At 67.2% G+C, this 15,160-nt stretch carries 13 protein-coding genes; 4 read left to right on the forward strand and 9 right to left on the reverse strand.

From position 1 onward, the window contains the following. Positions 1-130 precede the first annotated feature (130 nt). The 4 genes from U9J39_RS04470 to U9J39_RS04485 are packed head-to-tail and all read right to left on the reverse strand — an operon-like array spanning position 131 to position 4,972. A complete protein-coding gene (locus tag U9J39_RS04470; protein WP_326346601.1) occupies positions 131-1,381 on the reverse strand; it encodes a lipopolysaccharide biosynthesis protein in 1,251 nt (416 codons plus the stop codon). Continuing rightward, positions 1,381-2,514: a glycosyltransferase gene (locus U9J39_RS04475; protein WP_326346602.1), complete on the reverse strand. Its 1,134-nt coding sequence runs from the start codon at positions 2,512-2,514 to the stop codon at positions 1,381-1,383. Before U9J39_RS04475 ends, U9J39_RS04470 begins: the two co-directional genes overlap by 1 nt. Then, positions 2,514-3,833, reverse strand: a complete 1,320-nt coding sequence (locus U9J39_RS04480) for a sugar transferase (RefSeq protein ID WP_326346603.1) — start codon at positions 3,831-3,833, stop codon at positions 2,514-2,516. The genes U9J39_RS04475 and U9J39_RS04480 overlap by 1 nt, the downstream gene beginning before the upstream one ends. Next, positions 3,830-4,972: a glycosyltransferase family 4 protein gene (locus U9J39_RS04485; RefSeq protein ID WP_326346604.1), complete on the reverse strand. Its 1,143-nt coding sequence runs from the start codon at positions 4,970-4,972 to the stop codon at positions 3,830-3,832. The genes U9J39_RS04480 and U9J39_RS04485 overlap by 4 nt, the downstream gene beginning before the upstream one ends. Before the next feature lie 243 nt (positions 4,973-5,215). Between U9J39_RS04485 and U9J39_RS04490 the strand changes: the two genes are divergently transcribed. The 3 genes from U9J39_RS04490 to waaA are packed head-to-tail and all read left to right on the forward strand — an operon-like array spanning position 5,216 to position 8,977. Next, entirely contained in the window at positions 5,216-6,601 is a 1,386-nt protein-coding gene (locus tag U9J39_RS04490) for a phosphomannomutase/phosphoglucomutase (RefSeq protein ID WP_111519373.1), read from the forward strand. Further along, the gene (waaC, locus tag U9J39_RS04495) at positions 6,582-7,688 is read left to right on the forward strand and encodes a lipopolysaccharide heptosyltransferase I (RefSeq protein WP_326346605.1); all 1,107 of its coding nucleotides are present in this window, start codon (positions 6,582-6,584) and stop codon (positions 7,686-7,688) included. The genes U9J39_RS04490 and waaC overlap by 20 nt, the downstream gene beginning before the upstream one ends. Beyond that, positions 7,688-8,977 (forward strand): lipid IV(A) 3-deoxy-D-manno-octulosonic acid transferase, encoded by a 1,290-nt coding sequence (gene waaA, locus U9J39_RS04500; protein ID WP_326346606.1) that lies wholly within the window; start codon positions 7,688-7,690, stop codon positions 8,975-8,977. Before waaC ends, waaA begins: the two co-directional genes overlap by 1 nt. Positions 8,978-8,984: 7 nt before the next feature. On the opposite strand, the gene U9J39_RS04505 is transcribed toward waaA, so the two are convergent. Together U9J39_RS04505 and U9J39_RS04510 are read right to left on the reverse strand one after the other, a co-directional pair. Continuing rightward, positions 8,985-10,076, reverse strand: coding sequence for a glycosyltransferase family 4 protein (locus U9J39_RS04505; protein ID WP_326346607.1), 1,092 nt, complete (start codon positions 10,074-10,076; stop codon positions 8,985-8,987). Then, a complete protein-coding gene (locus U9J39_RS04510) occupies positions 10,073-11,362 on the reverse strand; it encodes an O-antigen ligase family protein (protein WP_326346608.1) in 1,290 nt (429 codons plus the stop codon). Before U9J39_RS04510 ends, U9J39_RS04505 begins: the two co-directional genes overlap by 4 nt. A 355-nt stretch (positions 11,363-11,717) precedes the next feature. Between U9J39_RS04510 and U9J39_RS04515 the strand changes: the two genes are divergently transcribed. Next, positions 11,718-12,524, forward strand: a complete 807-nt coding sequence (locus U9J39_RS04515; protein WP_326346609.1) for an META and DUF4377 domain-containing protein — start codon at positions 11,718-11,720, stop codon at positions 12,522-12,524. 18 nt (positions 12,525-12,542) lie between these two features. Here the strand turns inward: U9J39_RS04515 and U9J39_RS04520 are convergent, their stop codons facing one another. The 3 genes from U9J39_RS04520 to U9J39_RS04530 all read right to left on the reverse strand — a co-directional run bounded on the left by U9J39_RS04520 (position 12,543) and on the right by U9J39_RS04530 (position 15,139). Further along, complete coding sequence (locus U9J39_RS04520) at positions 12,543-14,075, reverse strand: TolC family outer membrane protein (RefSeq protein ID WP_326346610.1); 1,533 nt, start codon at positions 14,073-14,075, stop codon at positions 12,543-12,545. 74 nt (positions 14,076-14,149) lie between these two features. Further along, a complete protein-coding gene (locus U9J39_RS04525) occupies positions 14,150-14,473 on the reverse strand; it encodes a rhodanese-like domain-containing protein (RefSeq protein ID WP_326346611.1) in 324 nt (107 codons plus the stop codon). 12 nt (positions 14,474-14,485) lie between these two features. Continuing rightward, positions 14,486-15,139, reverse strand: coding sequence for a protein-L-isoaspartate O-methyltransferase family protein (locus tag U9J39_RS04530; protein ID WP_111519380.1), 654 nt, complete (start codon positions 15,137-15,139; stop codon positions 14,486-14,488). Between the last annotated feature and the right edge of the window lie 21 nt (positions 15,140-15,160).

A 15,160-nucleotide genomic window follows, 5' to 3' on the forward strand; every position in this document is an offset into this window, starting at 1 on the left:
TCGCCGTGAGAGGTGTGGTCAGCACCACTGGCAACGCTACGCTGCACGGATAGTTGGGGGAATGAGACGACTCTCAGAATTCTGAGAACTGCGCTGGCAGGAATGGTTGGCATGCAAGAAAAGGATTCGCTCAAGCAGAGGCAACAGCAGTCGCAGTCCTAGTGCGAAGCACCAAGGCTAAGCCAAAGACCAATGCTACGGCGTTACCCACCGCATAGCCAAGGACGGCCCCGCGCGTACCAAGACGCGGTACCGCGACGAAATCGACGACAACGGTCGTAACCAGCACCAGCGCCCACTTCACCGCCACCCAGCGCGGCTTACGCAAATACACCGGAAATAAACTCAATCCAACGTCCGCAAAGATCAGCGTCGACGCGAGCGCTGCCAATCGCAGCAGCACGACCGTCTCGCCAAACGCCTGCCCATACAGCAACTGAACCACCCATTCAGCACAAAGTGCCAGGATCGTTGCCCCGCAAAGCCCAACTGCGATCATGCCGCCGGTTACGCGCAGCACATTGCGTCGTGCCGCCCCCACCGATTGCTGACCGAACACATACATCGGCGCGACCCCGGCCGCCAGGATCGTAGCGACAGTCGTAAAGTTATCCAGCACTTGCATCGTCGCCGCATACGCCCCCAGTTCCGCCAGCGGCACAAGCGGCTTGAGAATCAACTGGTCGGCACGCCGCGCGCACACCATCAGCATGAAGCTAACCCAGAACAGCGTCCCATCGCGTACCAGGTCCCGTGTCAGCGACGCGTCGCGGATTGGTACGGTACGCGGCGCGCGCGCCAGGTAGTACCAGGCTAACAACGCAGCGGCAATCAGCGGTTCGATGGCAAAGGCTGTCGCATACGCAGGCACCAAATTGACGCCTGTAAAGAACAGCGCGCCGATCAGAGCGACCTTCGCAGCCATTGCAACGAGGTTGAAGACCACGTTCGGCCGGTTATGCGAACGCGCCTGCATCCATGCAATGACCACGCCGAACGGTTCGCGCAGCATGATGGCTGTGCCGAGGATGGCTGCGGGGATCCATGTGTCCGCCGGCTGTTGTGTGAATGCCAGATAGGCGTTCATCAGTACATAGCCAGCAATGCCTGCGGTCAGGCGGATCGTAAAGGCATGGGTGAGCAGCGCGTGCGTAGCTCCTGGGTCCGGCCGTGCCACCAACCGCGGTACCACGACTTCCGCCGAACAGATCAACGGTATCGACGCCGCAATAAACACCAGCGACTGCGCATACTGGAAATGCGCGAACCCTTCGGTGCCCAGCGCCCGCGCCAGCATGGCCACCACGCCGATGCCCACGACCACCTGCAAGCCACGGTCGGCCAGCAGCCAGAGCAGGTTGCCCGCGACTTTGCGGCGCATCAGGGTTGTTTCCTCAGGCTGCGGTATTGCGCCAGCCATTGCCGCGCCACACCATTCACGTCGAAATGGCCGACGATCCGCTGGCGGCGCCGGTCGCGTTCAGTTTCGGTGCCGGGCAGGCCTGCGATGGCGTTGCGCAAGGCGCTCGACAGGGCTTGTGGATTTCCCGGGGGGGTTAGCGTGGCGGTGTCTGCCGCCAGTTCGGATACACCTGCCGCGGCGGTCGCCACGACCGGCAGACCGCTGGCCAGCGCTTCGCCTACCGCCAGCGGCATGCCTTCGATACGCGAAGACAGCACGAAGACATCGGCGGCGCGTAGCAGCTCCGGGATGTCCTTCCTGGCGCCGGCCAACAGTACGGCATGATTCAGCCCACGCCGGGCGACCCGATGCGCCAGTTCATCGCGCAACGGACCATCTCCGGCAATCATGAGCCGTGCCTTGGGCATGTCGCGGCTGAGCTCGGCGAAGGCCTCGATCAGCATGGCCTGGTCCTTTTCCGGTACCAGCCTGCCGACGTTGAGGACCAGCACGTCGTCGGGGCCCAGGCCGAGGTCGCGTCGGGCCAGTTCGCGCGAAGCCTGGTCCGGGCGAAAGCGGCCGGTATCGATGCCGTTCGGCATCACGATCACACGCCCGTCCGGCACGGCGCCGCTGGCCACCATCGCCAGGCGGCCGGCGTCGCTGACGTGGGTCGTCAGGGCGCACCAGCGGTCCGTGACGCGGTAGGCGAGGGCGCGCAGGCGGCCGCCTTCGCGTGCGCTGTGCGCCGAGCAGATGACTGGCGGCATGCGTCCCGTCCTGGACAGCACCCGTGCGAACAGATTGGCGTGGACCATATGGGCGTGGATAACATCCGGGCGCCATTGCTGCACGAGCAGCCGGGCCTTGCGCAGGGCCGCCAGCATCGACAGCGGGGTCTTGCGCATGTCCAGTTCGGTGACGTGGATGGCGGCAGGCAAGTCGATCTCCTGCCCCTGCGTCAGGCTGAGGATGGCGACCTCGTTGCCCAGTGCCAGGAAGGCGCGCGCCAGCGCCGCGATCTGCTGCTCGGCGCCGCCCAGCTTGAGGCCAGTGGTGATGACAAGGATGCGCAATGGCGCCGGCGCGGCAGTCTCGTCGACGCTGCCCATCAGCGGGCTCCGTAACCGGTCGCGAGGGTCCTGAGCGTCTTCACCCCGATCAGCAAATCCAGTGCCAGCGAACAATGCTTGACGTAGTACAGGTCATAGCTGAGCTTGGTCACAGTCTCTTCATGGCTGCCGGCATAACCTTGCTGCACCTGCGCCCAGCCGGAGAGGCCGGGTCGCACCAGGTGCCGGTACGGGTAATAGGGAATGGTCTCGGAAAACCGGTCGACCATGGGCGCCTGCTCCGGCCGCGGGCCGATCAGGCTCATATGCCCGAGCAGCACGTTCCACAGCTGCGGAATCTCGTCCAGGCGGTACTTGCGGATAATGCGCCCGACCCGCGTCACGCGCGGATCGCGGCGTGCCGCGAACAGGGCGGGCGCGCTGGCGTCGACGCCCATGCTGCGGAACTTGAGCATGACGAAGGGCTTGCCGAACAGGCCCACGCGTTCTTGCCTGAAGATGGCGCCGCCAGGCGTTTCGAGTCGGATGGCGAGCGCGACGGCGAGTCCCAGCGGCACGGCCAGCGGTGCCAGGCAGGTGACGGCCACGATATCGATCGCGCGCTTCAGGTAGCCGTAGAGGTAGTGCGCGGCGTAGTCGTCCAGGAAGTTCTCGTCGATGTGCGCCAGGCCGACGCGGCCGGTCAGCATTTCGCCGACGCGCTCGACCGAGTACATGCGGACATGGCTCATCTTGTAGTGCGCGAGCAGCCGCGTGCGTTCGGGGTCGCCGGTGGCGCTGCGCTCTACCATCAGGCCGTCGAAGTGCCTGGCGTCCTCCAGCGAGCCCACCGGTTCAAAGCGGATGCGCGCCGGCGCCGCGGCGCCGGGCATGGCGAGGATGGCGTCCAGCTGCGCCAGCGTACCCGGATCGGTATAGCCGAACAGCGGCACGTAGTTCTGCACGAAGCGTCGATAGCCGGTCCAGAGCCACGCCAGCGTGATCAGGTAGGACAGCAGCAGCGCGCCGCGCGAGTATTCGATATGGAAGGCGGCAAACACGAAGAGCAGGCCGCAGAACGGCAGCGTCGCGGCAAGTCCGGCCAGGCTGTTGCCTTCCATCGCCGGCAGGTGCAGCGAGCGATGCAGCAGCATGAACGCGACCAGGTACGGCACGACGGACCATAGCAGGGTGCGCGTGAACACGTAGGTCACGATGCCGGCGCGGTGGGCCATTTCGGCGCCGACCGCGCTGAGCGCGAACAGCGCCAGGCCGAGCAACGCCCACGCCACCATCCGGCTCACGCGGCGCACGGTCTCCGAGCCGCCGGTGCGCATGCGCAGGGCGCGGTGCCGCATGCTGTCGGCCTTGATGGTCATGACGTCGGCACCCGCGCGGCGCGGGGCGTTTGGGCGATGGCGTCGCGGTAGACGGACCAGGTGGCGTCGGTCATGCGTTCCAGGCCATAGCATTGCTCCCAGCGCTGGCGCGCGCCATGGCCAAGCGCCACACGCAGGGCGCTGTCGTCGGCAAGGCGGCGCAGCGCTGCGGCGAACGCATGCTCGTCATCCTGATCGACCAGCAGCCCGTACCGGTTGTCTTCGAGCTGCTCGCGGATGCCAGGCAGGTTTGAGGCGACTACCGGCAGTCCGGCACGCATCGCCTCGAGCACGGACAGCGGAAAGCCTTCGTGGTCCGACGCCAGCACAAAGGCCTGCGCCGAAGCCAGCAGCGCCGGTACTTCGGTGACGTTGCCGGGAAACTCCACGCGCCCCGGTGCAAGCTGTTGCGCCAGCTGCTGCATGGCGTGCCGCTGCGGGCCGTCTCCGACCAGGGTCAGTACGCACGACTCCAGCCCTGCGCGCGCGAACGCGCGGATCGCCGCGTCCGGGCGCTTGGGCGCGGCAAAGCGCGCGACCATCACAATCCTTCGCAGGGGGGCTTGCGGGTCGGCGCGATGGGGTGTATCGGGGATGCCGTTGGGAATGACCGAGATGCGTTCGGCGGTAAGCGGAAGCGATCGGGCCAGTTGTCGTTCCGCTTGCGCGACGCAGATTACGCGCGCGGCCAGCGGTGCCAGCAGCCATTCCGCCACGCGCGCGGCCAGGCGCTGGCGGGGTGGGGCTTCGGCCTTGAAGGCAAAGCCGTGGACGGTATATACCACGGGTATGCCGAGTAACAGTCCGGCGATGCGGCCCAGGGCGCCTGCCTTGGCGCTGTGGGCATGGATCAGGTCCGGCGCGGCGTGTTTCAATGCCCCGACCAGTTCACGCAAGGCATGGATGGCGCGCCAGGGCGACAGGGCATTGTCCAGCCGTGTCAGCCGGATGGTCTGCGCGCCGGTGCGTGCGGCGATCTCGAAGAGGGGGCCTTCGCCGCCCGCCAGCAGCACGGTATCCGCCTTGCCGGCCATCGACCGCAGCAGGTCGGCGACATGCGACTGCGCGCCGCCGATCTCCGCATTGGTGATCAGGTAGGCAATGCGAGGTCGGGACGACGGTTGCGCGGATGGCTTCAAGGCTGTGTACGTTTCGTGACGGATCGGGTCCGCCGCGGGTGCCGCGGCAGGACAAAATACCCCTGAGCGCTGGGCAGGGCACCGCCGGATGTAGGACAGACTCCGAAAATTGTGTCCATCCGTGATAATGCGGCGATTATACCGCCCGGGCCCGCCGCAATCCGGCAAAATAGCTGCCTTTGGGGCGCCGCATCGGCCTGCTGGCAAGGTGTGGCGCGGACGACAAGCAACTCAGGACCCTACATGCAAATCGATCCTTCCATCTTCAAAGCCTATGACATTCGCGGCATCGTGGGTAAAACGCTCACCCGCGACGTCGCGCGCCAGATCGGCTTGTCGTTCGGCTCCGCCGCCGTGGAGCTTGGCGAGACTTCCATCGCCGTCGGCCGTGACGGCCGGCTGTCCGGCCCGGACCTGATCGGTGGCCTGGTCGAGGGGCTGCGCGCCACCGGGCTGGACGTGCTGGACCTGGGCATGGTGGCGACGCCGATGGTCTATTTCGCAACCAATATCGAGATCGACGGCGTGCGCCCCACCTCGGGCATCATGGTCACCGGCAGCCATAACCCGCCCGACTACAACGGCTTCAAGATGGTGCTGGCGGGCCGGGCCATCTACGGCGAGCAGATCCAGGACCTGCGCAAGCGCATCGAGGCCGGCGCTTTCACCCAGGGCGCAGGCGCGTACAAGGAAGTCGATGTGCGCGCGAAGTATCTCGATCGCATCCTGGGAGACGTCAAGCTGTCCCGCCCGATGAAGATTGCACTCGATGCCGGCAATGGCGTGGCCGGTGCCTTTGTCGGCGATCTGTTCCGCGGCCTGGGCTGTGAAGTGGTCGAGCTGTTCTGCGAGGTCGACGGCAACTTCCCCAACCACCATCCCGATCCCGCGCATATCGAAAACCTGCAGGACCTGATGAAGACCCTGCGCGAGACCGACTGCGAGCTGGGCCTGGCCTTCGATGGCGACGGCGACCGCCTGGGCGTGGTGACCAAGGACGGACAGGTGATTTTCCCGGACCGCCAACTGATGCTGTTCGCCGAGGAAATCCTGTCGCGCAATCCCGGTGCGCAGGTGATCTACGACGTCAAGTGCACCGGCAAGCTGGCGCCGTGGATCCGACAGCACGGCGGTGAGCCGCTGATGTGGAAGACCGGGCATTCGCTGGTGAAGGCCAAGCTGAAGGAAACCGGCGCGCCGATCGCCGGTGAAATGAGCGGCCATGTCTTCTTCAAGGACCGCTGGTACGGTTTTGACGATGGCCTGTACACCGGCGCGCGGCTGCTGGAAATCCTGTCGCGCCATGCCGATCCCAGCGCGGTGCTGAACGCGCTGCCGAACGCCAACAACACCCCTGAACTGCAGCTGAAGTGCGCCGAGGGCGAGCCCTTCACGCTGCTCGACAAGATCCGCGCCAACGCCAGGTTCGACGGCGCGCGCGAAGTGATCACCATCGACGGCGTGCGGGTGGAATATGCCGACGGCTTTGGCCTGGCGCGTCCGTCCAATACCACGCCGGTGGTGGTGATGCGTTTCGAAGCGGACAACGACGCCGCGCTGGCGCGCATCCAGGCAGAGTTCAAGCGCGTGATCCTCGCCGAGAAGCCGGATGCTCAGCTCCCGTTCTGAGGGCGCGACGGTGCCTGCGGCATCGTCTGACGCGGCCGGTGTGGCACAGCCCATGCCGGCCGCGGTGCCTTTTGCGCTGCCGGAGCGGCCGCGCATCCTGCTGGTCAAGGTATCGTCGCTCGGCGATGTGGTGCACAACATGCCGCTGGTGCACGACTTGCGCGCGCGCTGGCCGGGCGCCGAGATCGACTGGGTTGTCGAAGAAGGCTACGTTGAGCTGGTACGCCTGCTGCCCGAGGTGCGCCGCGTGATCCCGTTTGCGCTGCGGCGCTGGCGCAAGCGCCTGCTGCAGGGCGGCACCTGGCGCGAGATCGGCGCGGTGCGCGACGCCTTGCGCCAGGAACGCTATGACGCCGTGATCGAGAGCCAGGGCTTGCTCAAGACGGCGGTGGTGGCACGCGTCGCCGCGCGCGCGCCGGGCGCGCCCATCATCGGGCTTGGCAACGCCACGCAGGGCTCGGGCTATGAACCGGCGGCACGGCGGCTCTATACCGATCCGGTGTCAGTGCCGCGCCAGACCCATTCGGTGCGGCGCTCGCGCTTGCTGGGCGCAGCGCTGACCGGGACCGCGCCGGCCGAGCCGCCGTTGTTTTTCGGGGAGGGCGCGCGGACGCTGTCTGTCGACGATCCGCTATGGGCGGATTTGCCGGCGCGCTATGCCGTGTGCTTCCATGCGACCGCGGGGGCTCGCAAGAAATGGGCGCTGCAGAACTGGCACGCGCTGGGCAGGCGCCTGGATCAAGCTGGCCTGGTGATGCTGCTGCCATGGGGCAATGACAAGGAGCGCCAGGCCGCCGAAGCCATCGCCGCCGGCGTGCCACGGGCCAGGGTGTTGCCGCGCTTCTCGGTGATGCAGGGCTTTGGCCTGATCAATCGCGCCGAAGTGGTGATCGGCGTGGATACCGGCCTGGTCCATATCGCCGCGGCGCTGTGCCGGCCCACCGTGGAAATCTATACCGCCACCTGGCGCTGGAAGACCGAAGGCTACTGGTCGGAGCGCATTGCCAATGTCGGCGACGACGGCGTGGTGCCGTCGGTCGATGAAGTCTACGAGGCGGCGTGCCGCGTGCGCGGAGTGGCTGCCTGATGTTGCGTCTCCTGTACAGCTTGTTATGGGTGGCGGTGCTGCCGCTGGCGCTGCTGCGCCTGGCCTGGCGCGCGCGCAAGGAGCCGGGCTACCTGCAGCATGTCGGCGAACGCCTCGGGGCCTATGGCGGCCTGCCGAAGCCGGGGCCGTGGCTATGGGTCCACGCCGTGTCGGTGGGCGAGACCCGCGCCGCCCAGCCGCTGGTCGAGGCGCTGCTGGCTGCGCATCCCCATCACCGCCTGCTGCTGACCCACATGACGCCAACCGGCCGCCAGACCGGCGCGCAGTTGTTTGGCAAGGAGCCGCGCGTGGTGCAGTGCTACCTGCCGTACGACCTGCCGTGGCTGGTGCGGCGGTTCATGCGGTATTTCCGGCCGCAGGTGGGCATGCTGATGGAGACCGAGGTGTGGCCGAACCTGGTACATGGCGCGCGCAAGGCGGGCGTGCCGCTGTACCTCGTCAACGCCCGCTTGTCGCCGCGCAGCTACCGGCGCACGGCCCGCTTCGGTCGCGCCGCAACGTCGATGTACCGCGACTTTGCCGGCGTGCTGGCACAGACGGCGGGCGATGCCGAGCGCTTTCGCGCACTGGGCGTGCCGGCGGTGCAGATCACCGGCAACCTCAAGTTCGACATGCAGCCCGCGCCGGCCGGCGTGGCGCTGGGCGGGCAGCTGCGCCAGGCCTTCGGCGCGCGCGCGGTGCTGGCGGCGGCCAGTACCCGCGAGGGCGAAGAGGCGATGCTGCTCGACGCCTTCTCGCGCTGGGAGTCCCTGGCGCCAGGCGTGCCCCGGCCGGCGCTGCTGCTGATTCCGCGCCACCCGCAGCGTTTCGATGAAGTGGCCGCGATGGCGGCGCGGACCGGGTTTTCGGTCGAACGCCGCAGCAATCTGGATCTCGATCGCGTGCGGTCGCCGCTGACGGCCGACATCGTGCTGGGCGATTCGATGGGCGAGATGGCCATGTACTTTGCCGCGTCGGACCTGGCGTTTATCGGTGGCAGCTTGTTGCCACTGGGCGGGCAGAACCTGATCGAAGCCTGCGCCGTCGGCACCCCCGTGCTGATCGGGCCGCACACCTTCAACTTTGCGCAGGCGACCGAGGATGCAATTGCCGCGGGCGCGTGCATGCGTGTCGACAATGCCGACGTGCTGATGCGTACCGCGGCCAGCGTGCTGGCAGATCCGGCGCGCCTGGCTGAGATGCGTGCGCATGCGCAGACTTTTTCGGGCTTGCATCGCGGCGCCACGGTGCGCACCCTGGCGGCCGTTGCACCGACGTTGGAAGGCTGACTGAAGATTAGCTCGGCGCCCTGACCAGGGCGTCCCATTGTTGCGCGATCTGTTCCAGCGCGAACCGGCTGGCTTTCTGGCGGCCGCTGGCGCCGAGCCTTGCTGCCAGTTCCGGTTGGCGGATCACGGCCAGCAGCGCCTGGGCCAAGGCATTGGCGTCGTCGGGGGCAACCACCAGCGCGTCCCGGCCCGGATCCAGCAATTCGCGCGGGCCGGTCTCGCAATCGGTCGCTACGATCGGCAGCCCGAAGGCCATCGCTTCGATCAGCACCAGCCCGAAGCCCTCATAGCGCGAACTCAGGCAGAACACCGAGGCACTGCCATAGGTTTGCACGGGGTCATGGCAGATGCCGGGCAGGCTGGCGCTGTCTGCCAGCCCCAGTTCCCGGATCAATGCCGCCAGGGCGGGGCGCTCCTCGCCTTCGCCATGTATCAGCAACTGCCATTGCGGCGCCTGTGCCGCCACGATCTTCCAGGCGCGCAGCAGCACATCGAAACCCTTGGCCGGGACCAGTCGCCCCATGGCCAGCACCGTCCTTTGCGCGCGTGTCGCCGGCGCATCCGGCAATGCAAACGGCAGCGGGTTCGGCAGGCACACGACCTCGCTGCGCGGCCGCAGGGCTTCCAGCCAGCGGCTGCGGTCGCGCTCCGTCAGTACCACCACCTGGCGGCAGAACCGCGCCGCCAGCCGACGCGCCAGCTTGCGTGCGGGCTTGCCGAGGTCCTGGTCGAAGTGACAGTGCTCCCAGGCGATATGGTGCAGGCCAAGGCCGAGCGTGGCAGGCAGCACGAACAGTTCCAGCATGGGGTCCACCTGCACCAGCACATCGATGCGATGCGCAATGCAGTGCCGGCGGATGCCGGCAACGGTGGCGAAATAGGCGCGCTTGAACGAAGGGCGTTGCGCGAACACCGCTTCATGGCGCACTTCGGGGTGCAATGGAAACTGGCTGGACCTGTCCCAAAGGCTAAGGATGGTGACGCAGTGTCCGAGCGCAGCCAGCGCGTTGGCGATGGTGGCGGTCATCCGCTCCGCGCCGGCCATCGCATTCAGGGTGCCGGTCAGGAAGCAGATATGGCGCCGCGAGTCCGGGTTCAAGGCGTTGCCGGTGCCGGCAGTTTGCTTTGGCGCGCGACGACGTAGGCAAAGCAAAACGCCATGACCAGGCTATAGAAGGCATTGACCAGCGTCGTGGCGAACATGACTTCGGTCAGCCCGAACACCATGAAGCCGCAGCACAGCGCCAGGCCCATGGCGCTGGCGACCCGGGTGCCGCGGTCGGTTCCGCGCAGGTGGCGCAGGAAGAAGACGGCGGGCACAAGGTACAACGCAAGGATCGCCAGCAATCCAGGAATGCCGAGCGTCGCGGCGGCATGCAGCAGTTCATTATGAGAATGCGGCATGGTCGCCGCCAGCGGCGTAATCACATGCTGAGTGGCAAGGGTCTGCAGGGTCGTTTCGAAGTGTTCCGGTCCGACGCCGGTCCAGGGTTGGGCCTGGAACAGTTCAAGCGACGCGCGCCAGAGCTGAAGGCGAACTCCGATCGAAGTGTCCGACGTTACATGCTGAACAAATTGAGACAGTTCCGATACAACCGCAGCCGTCCTCTGCTGCACCATCGCGCTGCTGAACCACCCCAGCGCCATCAGCCCGGCCAGCCCCACCAGCACCCCCGCCTTGTGCAGCCGCGTCAACCGGCGCGAGGCGGCCAATGCGATCAATGCCAACACCGGAATCGCCAGCCATCCGCCCCGCGTACCGCTCATGTATGAGGCATACAGGCCCGCGAAGCCGGCCAGCAGTTTCAGGCCGGCCAGCCAGTGATCGCCGGGGCGGTTCCAACCGATCGAGATCACGGCGAGCATGCCGGTAAGCAGGGCGAGGTTGCCGAAGGGAATGACATTGGAGAAGCCGACATGGCTGGGGCGGCCTGCTGCGGCCACTTCGTGCAGCCACAAGGCGGCTATCAGCGCACAGGCGACGAAGCCCCACTGGATGCTCTGCATGCCGCGCCGGCCCAGGCGCAGCATGCCAGGGACCAGAAGGATGAACAGCGCAAAACGCAGGTAAAGATAGGGCACATGCGGGTCTTCGGCCCCAGTCAGCAGTTGCTGAAGCAGCACGGCCAGCGGCAGCGCCGCCATGGCCAGCATGAAGGGCCAGTAGCGGCTCAGGATCGCGCCGTATTCGGCCAGGGCCGCGCGGCCGCCGGCAGCCAGGGCGATGGCGCTCCACCCCAGCAACAGCCCGAAGCAGGTGTTGCTGAGCGACGGCTTGACGAACATCAGCGCGGGAAACGCAGCCAGGACAACACAGGCGCTCAGGTACAGAGCTTTGTCGATCCCCAACGGTAGGGACCCTTGCAATCTCGTCATCAAGAGCATGGAGAAAGGTTTCCGGAGGAAGGTGGTGCATGGGAGATGCGTGCCGTTCCGTCCGTCTTATTATTGTCGCCGTCTCCTGAGGAGCGGTGCCCGGCGCCGGCATTGCGGCTCGGGGCGAAGCGATTATATCGGATGGCCACGGTGGCATTTCCAGGAGTTCCGCATCCTAGCCGGGTGAGCGTGACTACCCGTTACAGGATGTGTGTGGAGGGTCAGGCGCTTGGTGGAGGCCTTGCCGGATCGGCTTGCTAAACTGAAGGTCCATGGCCGGGGTGCACTTTCCGGCATGCTGCTTGTCACATCCATCGATGACATCGCTACGGGCGCCCCGGGGCAGCCCGCAACAGGAGCTCTTATGGATAGCCGTAATCGCCCGATCCCCTTGGCGGCCGCCGTGCTGGTCGCCGCCGTGCTGGGCGCCTGCACCACCGCGACCGCGCCCAATCTTCCCTCGGCCGGCACCAACCTGAACCAGACCCAGCCGTCCGGACCGAGCCGCTGGGAACTGGTGCGCTGGCAGCAGCCTGACGGCTCGCTGCGCGAGATTCCGCACGGCGACAATGGCCAGCCGATCATTTTCGAGTTCAACGAGGGCATCGATGCCGCGCAGGGCACGGTCAGCGGCACCAGCGGCTGCAATCGCTTTACCGGCAGCTATGGCAAGACCGAAACCGGCATCCGCTTCGATCGCATCGCCGGCACGCGCATGGCTTGCCCGCCGCCGCGCATGGCGCTGGAGTCGGCGCTGCTGAAGGCGATGCAGACGCCGTTTGCCACCGTGGGCACGCAGCCGTCGGCGGCCAGTACCGGCCGGCAGATCATCTGGAAGACCGTGGACGGCGACCTGCTGCAGTTCGTCGAGCGCGAAGGCGTGGGCAAGCGTGGTGCGCGCGTGGAAGCCGCGGGCGTGGAGAAGACCGTCTATATCGACTCGCAGCGTGTGGAGTGCACGGGCGTCGGCAAGATGACGTGCTACCGCTGGCGCGAGTCGCCGGATGCGCCGTGGCAGCTGTGGTATGGGCCGATCGAAGGGCTGGATTTCGAGCCGGGCGTGGCTTACCGGCTGCGCGTGCGCGAATACCAGGTGCCGAACCCGCCGGCGGATGCATCGGCGATCCGCTGGCAGTTGCTCAACGTGGAGTCCCGCACGCGCGCGCAGTAAGGCGCACCAGGCGGAGGATCAGGAGCGCGGCGTGCCCGCGGGCGTGGCTTCGCGCCGCGTGCCGCCGCGCTCGGCCGACGACGCGCGCGGGTTTGCCGGCACCTTCGCGCCCGCCTGTGCCGGCACCGGCAGCTTGTACAGCGCGCCCGGCGACGAGGTCAGCAGGGTGTTGATCTGCACCACGTCCTCTTCCTGCAGTACCCCGGTGGAAGCCTTCAGCCGCAGGCCGTTCATGATGGTGTCGTAGCGCGCCTTGGCCAGGTCGCGGCGGGTGGAGAACAGCTGGGCTTCGGCGTTGAGCACGTCGATATTGATGCGCACGCCCACTTCATAGCCGAGCTGGTTGGATTCCACCGCGCTGGTGGCCGAGCGCTCGGCTGCCTCCAGCGCCTTGACCTGGGCCAGGCCGTTGGAGACGCCGGAGTAGGTCTGGCGCGCGGTCTGGGCGGCGGTGCGGCGGGCGAACTCGAGGTCACTGGCGGCCTTGTCGGCCAGCGCCAGGGTCTCGCGCACGCGCGACTGGATCTGGCCGCCGGCGAAGATCGGCAGGGTCAGCTGCACGCCGATCTGCGACGCGTTGTAGTGCGTCGAGATCGCCTGCGTGGCGCTGCCGGTCTGGTTGTTGAAGCCATACGAGGCCACCAGGTCCACCGACGGCAGGTGCCCGGCCTTGGCCTTGTTGGTCTCGCGCTGCGCGGTCTCGAGGTTGTAGCTGGCCAGGTTGACCTGCAGGTTGCTGGTCTCGGCCTGCGCCGCCCAGGCGTTGACATCGGGCGGCTGGGGTCCGGGGATTGGCGCTTCGGCGCGCAGGCCCATCAGTTCGTCGACGGGCTTGCCGGTGACCTGCTGCAGCGTGGCGCGCTTGATCTCCAGGTCGCTCTGCGCGGCGATCTCGGTTGAGGTCGCCAGGTCGAAGCGGGCCTGGGCGTCGTTGGCGTCGACGATGGTGGCGGTGCCGACCTCGAAATTGCGCCTGGCCTGTTCCAGTTGCTCCGAGATGGCCTTCTTCTGCGCGCGCGCCAGGTAGAGGTTGTCCTGCGCGGCCAGCACGTCGAAGTAGGCCTGCGCACTGCGCGTGATCAGGTCGAGCTCGGCCTGGTGGAAGGTGACTTCGCCCGCCTGCGCGGCCAGCTCGCCCTGCTTGTAGGTTTCCCAGCGGTCCCAGCGGAACAGCGGCTGGCTCAGCTGCAGCTGCCAGTTGTTGTTGTTGAAGAAGCGCGTGCCGGAGGCGCTGGGTGCGCCGCCGATCGGCAGCGACGCGGTCTGGTCCAGCTTGGTGCGGTTGGCGCCCGCGGTACCCACCACTTGCGGCAGCAGGCCGGCGCGGCCCTGGGGCAGCTTCTCGCGCGTGGCCAGCAGCTGGGCGCGCGCGCTGGCGAACTGGGCGTCATTGGCTTGCGCATCGCGGTAGACCTGCAGCAGGTCGGCCGCGCTGGCCGGCGCCGCGGGCATCAGGGCCAGCAGCGGGGCCAGCAGCGGGCCCAGCAGGGAAACCGCGATCGCCAGGCGCGTCCGGATCGCTCCGGGCTGGGCGTTGGGCGCAAACGTCATGACACCTCCAGGTGGGCGCGGCGGGTGCCGCGGCCGACAGTCGTTTCTTCTTCGTGTTGCTGCTGGCTGCCGCGTCAGTACTTCGGCATGGCGGGGTCGACCTGGCTGGCCCAGGCGTCGACGCCGCCGGTCAGGTTGTAGACCTTGCCGAAGCCCTGGCGCTCGAGGTAGGCCGCCACCTGCATGCTGCGTGCGCCGTGATGGCAGATGCAGACGATGTCGGCGTCTTCGTCGAGTTCGGCTGCGCGCGCCGGGATGTCGCGCATCGGGATGTGGGTGATGCCGGGGAGGGCGCAGGTCTGCACCTCCCAGCCTTCACGCACGTCGAGCAGGACCGGCTTGGCGCGCCTGGCGTCGGCCAGCCACTGGGCAAGTTCGGTCGCTTGGATGACCTGCATGGCGGTACGTCCTCAGAACTGGAATTGCGACGGCCGGGCCGCGCCCTGCAGGGGCTTGACCGCGGTCTCGAACAGGTTGACGACCTGGTACTCGGTCTCGGATACGCGCGTGACCAGGCGCGCTTCCATCACCGGCAGTTCGCCGACGAACGCGGCGATGCGCCCGCCCACCTTCACCTGCGCCAGGATCGACGGCGGGATCGCCGGCAGCGAGCCGGAAATGCAGATCACGTCGTAGGGCGCGGCGGCGGCCCAGCCGTCGGCGGCATTGCCTTCGGCGACCTCGACGTTGGTCACGCCGGCGTTGGCCAGGTTGGTGCGGGCCAGTTCGACCAACTCGGGCACGATGTCGACCGTCAGTACGTGGCGGGCACGGTTGGCCAGCAGCGCGGCCATGTAGCCGGAACCGGCGCCGATTTCCAGCACGGTCTCATGCTTGCGCACGGCCAGGTCCTGCAGGATGCGGGCTTCGACGCGCGGCGCCAGCATGTTCTGCCCGGCGGGCAGCGGAATCTCCATGTCGACGAACGCCAGCGAGGCGTACGCGGACGGGACGAACTGCTCCCGCTTGACCACCGCCAGCAGGTCCAGGATTTCCTGGTCCAGCACGTCCCACGGGCGGATTTGCTGTTCGATCATATTGAATCGGGCTTTTTCGAGATCCATCTTGCCATTCCTTACCAATGC

This window comes from Cupriavidus sp. SS-3 (assembly GCF_035818815.1).
Classification (GTDB): domain Bacteria; phylum Pseudomonadota; class Gammaproteobacteria; order Burkholderiales; family Burkholderiaceae; genus Cupriavidus; species Cupriavidus taiwanensis_C.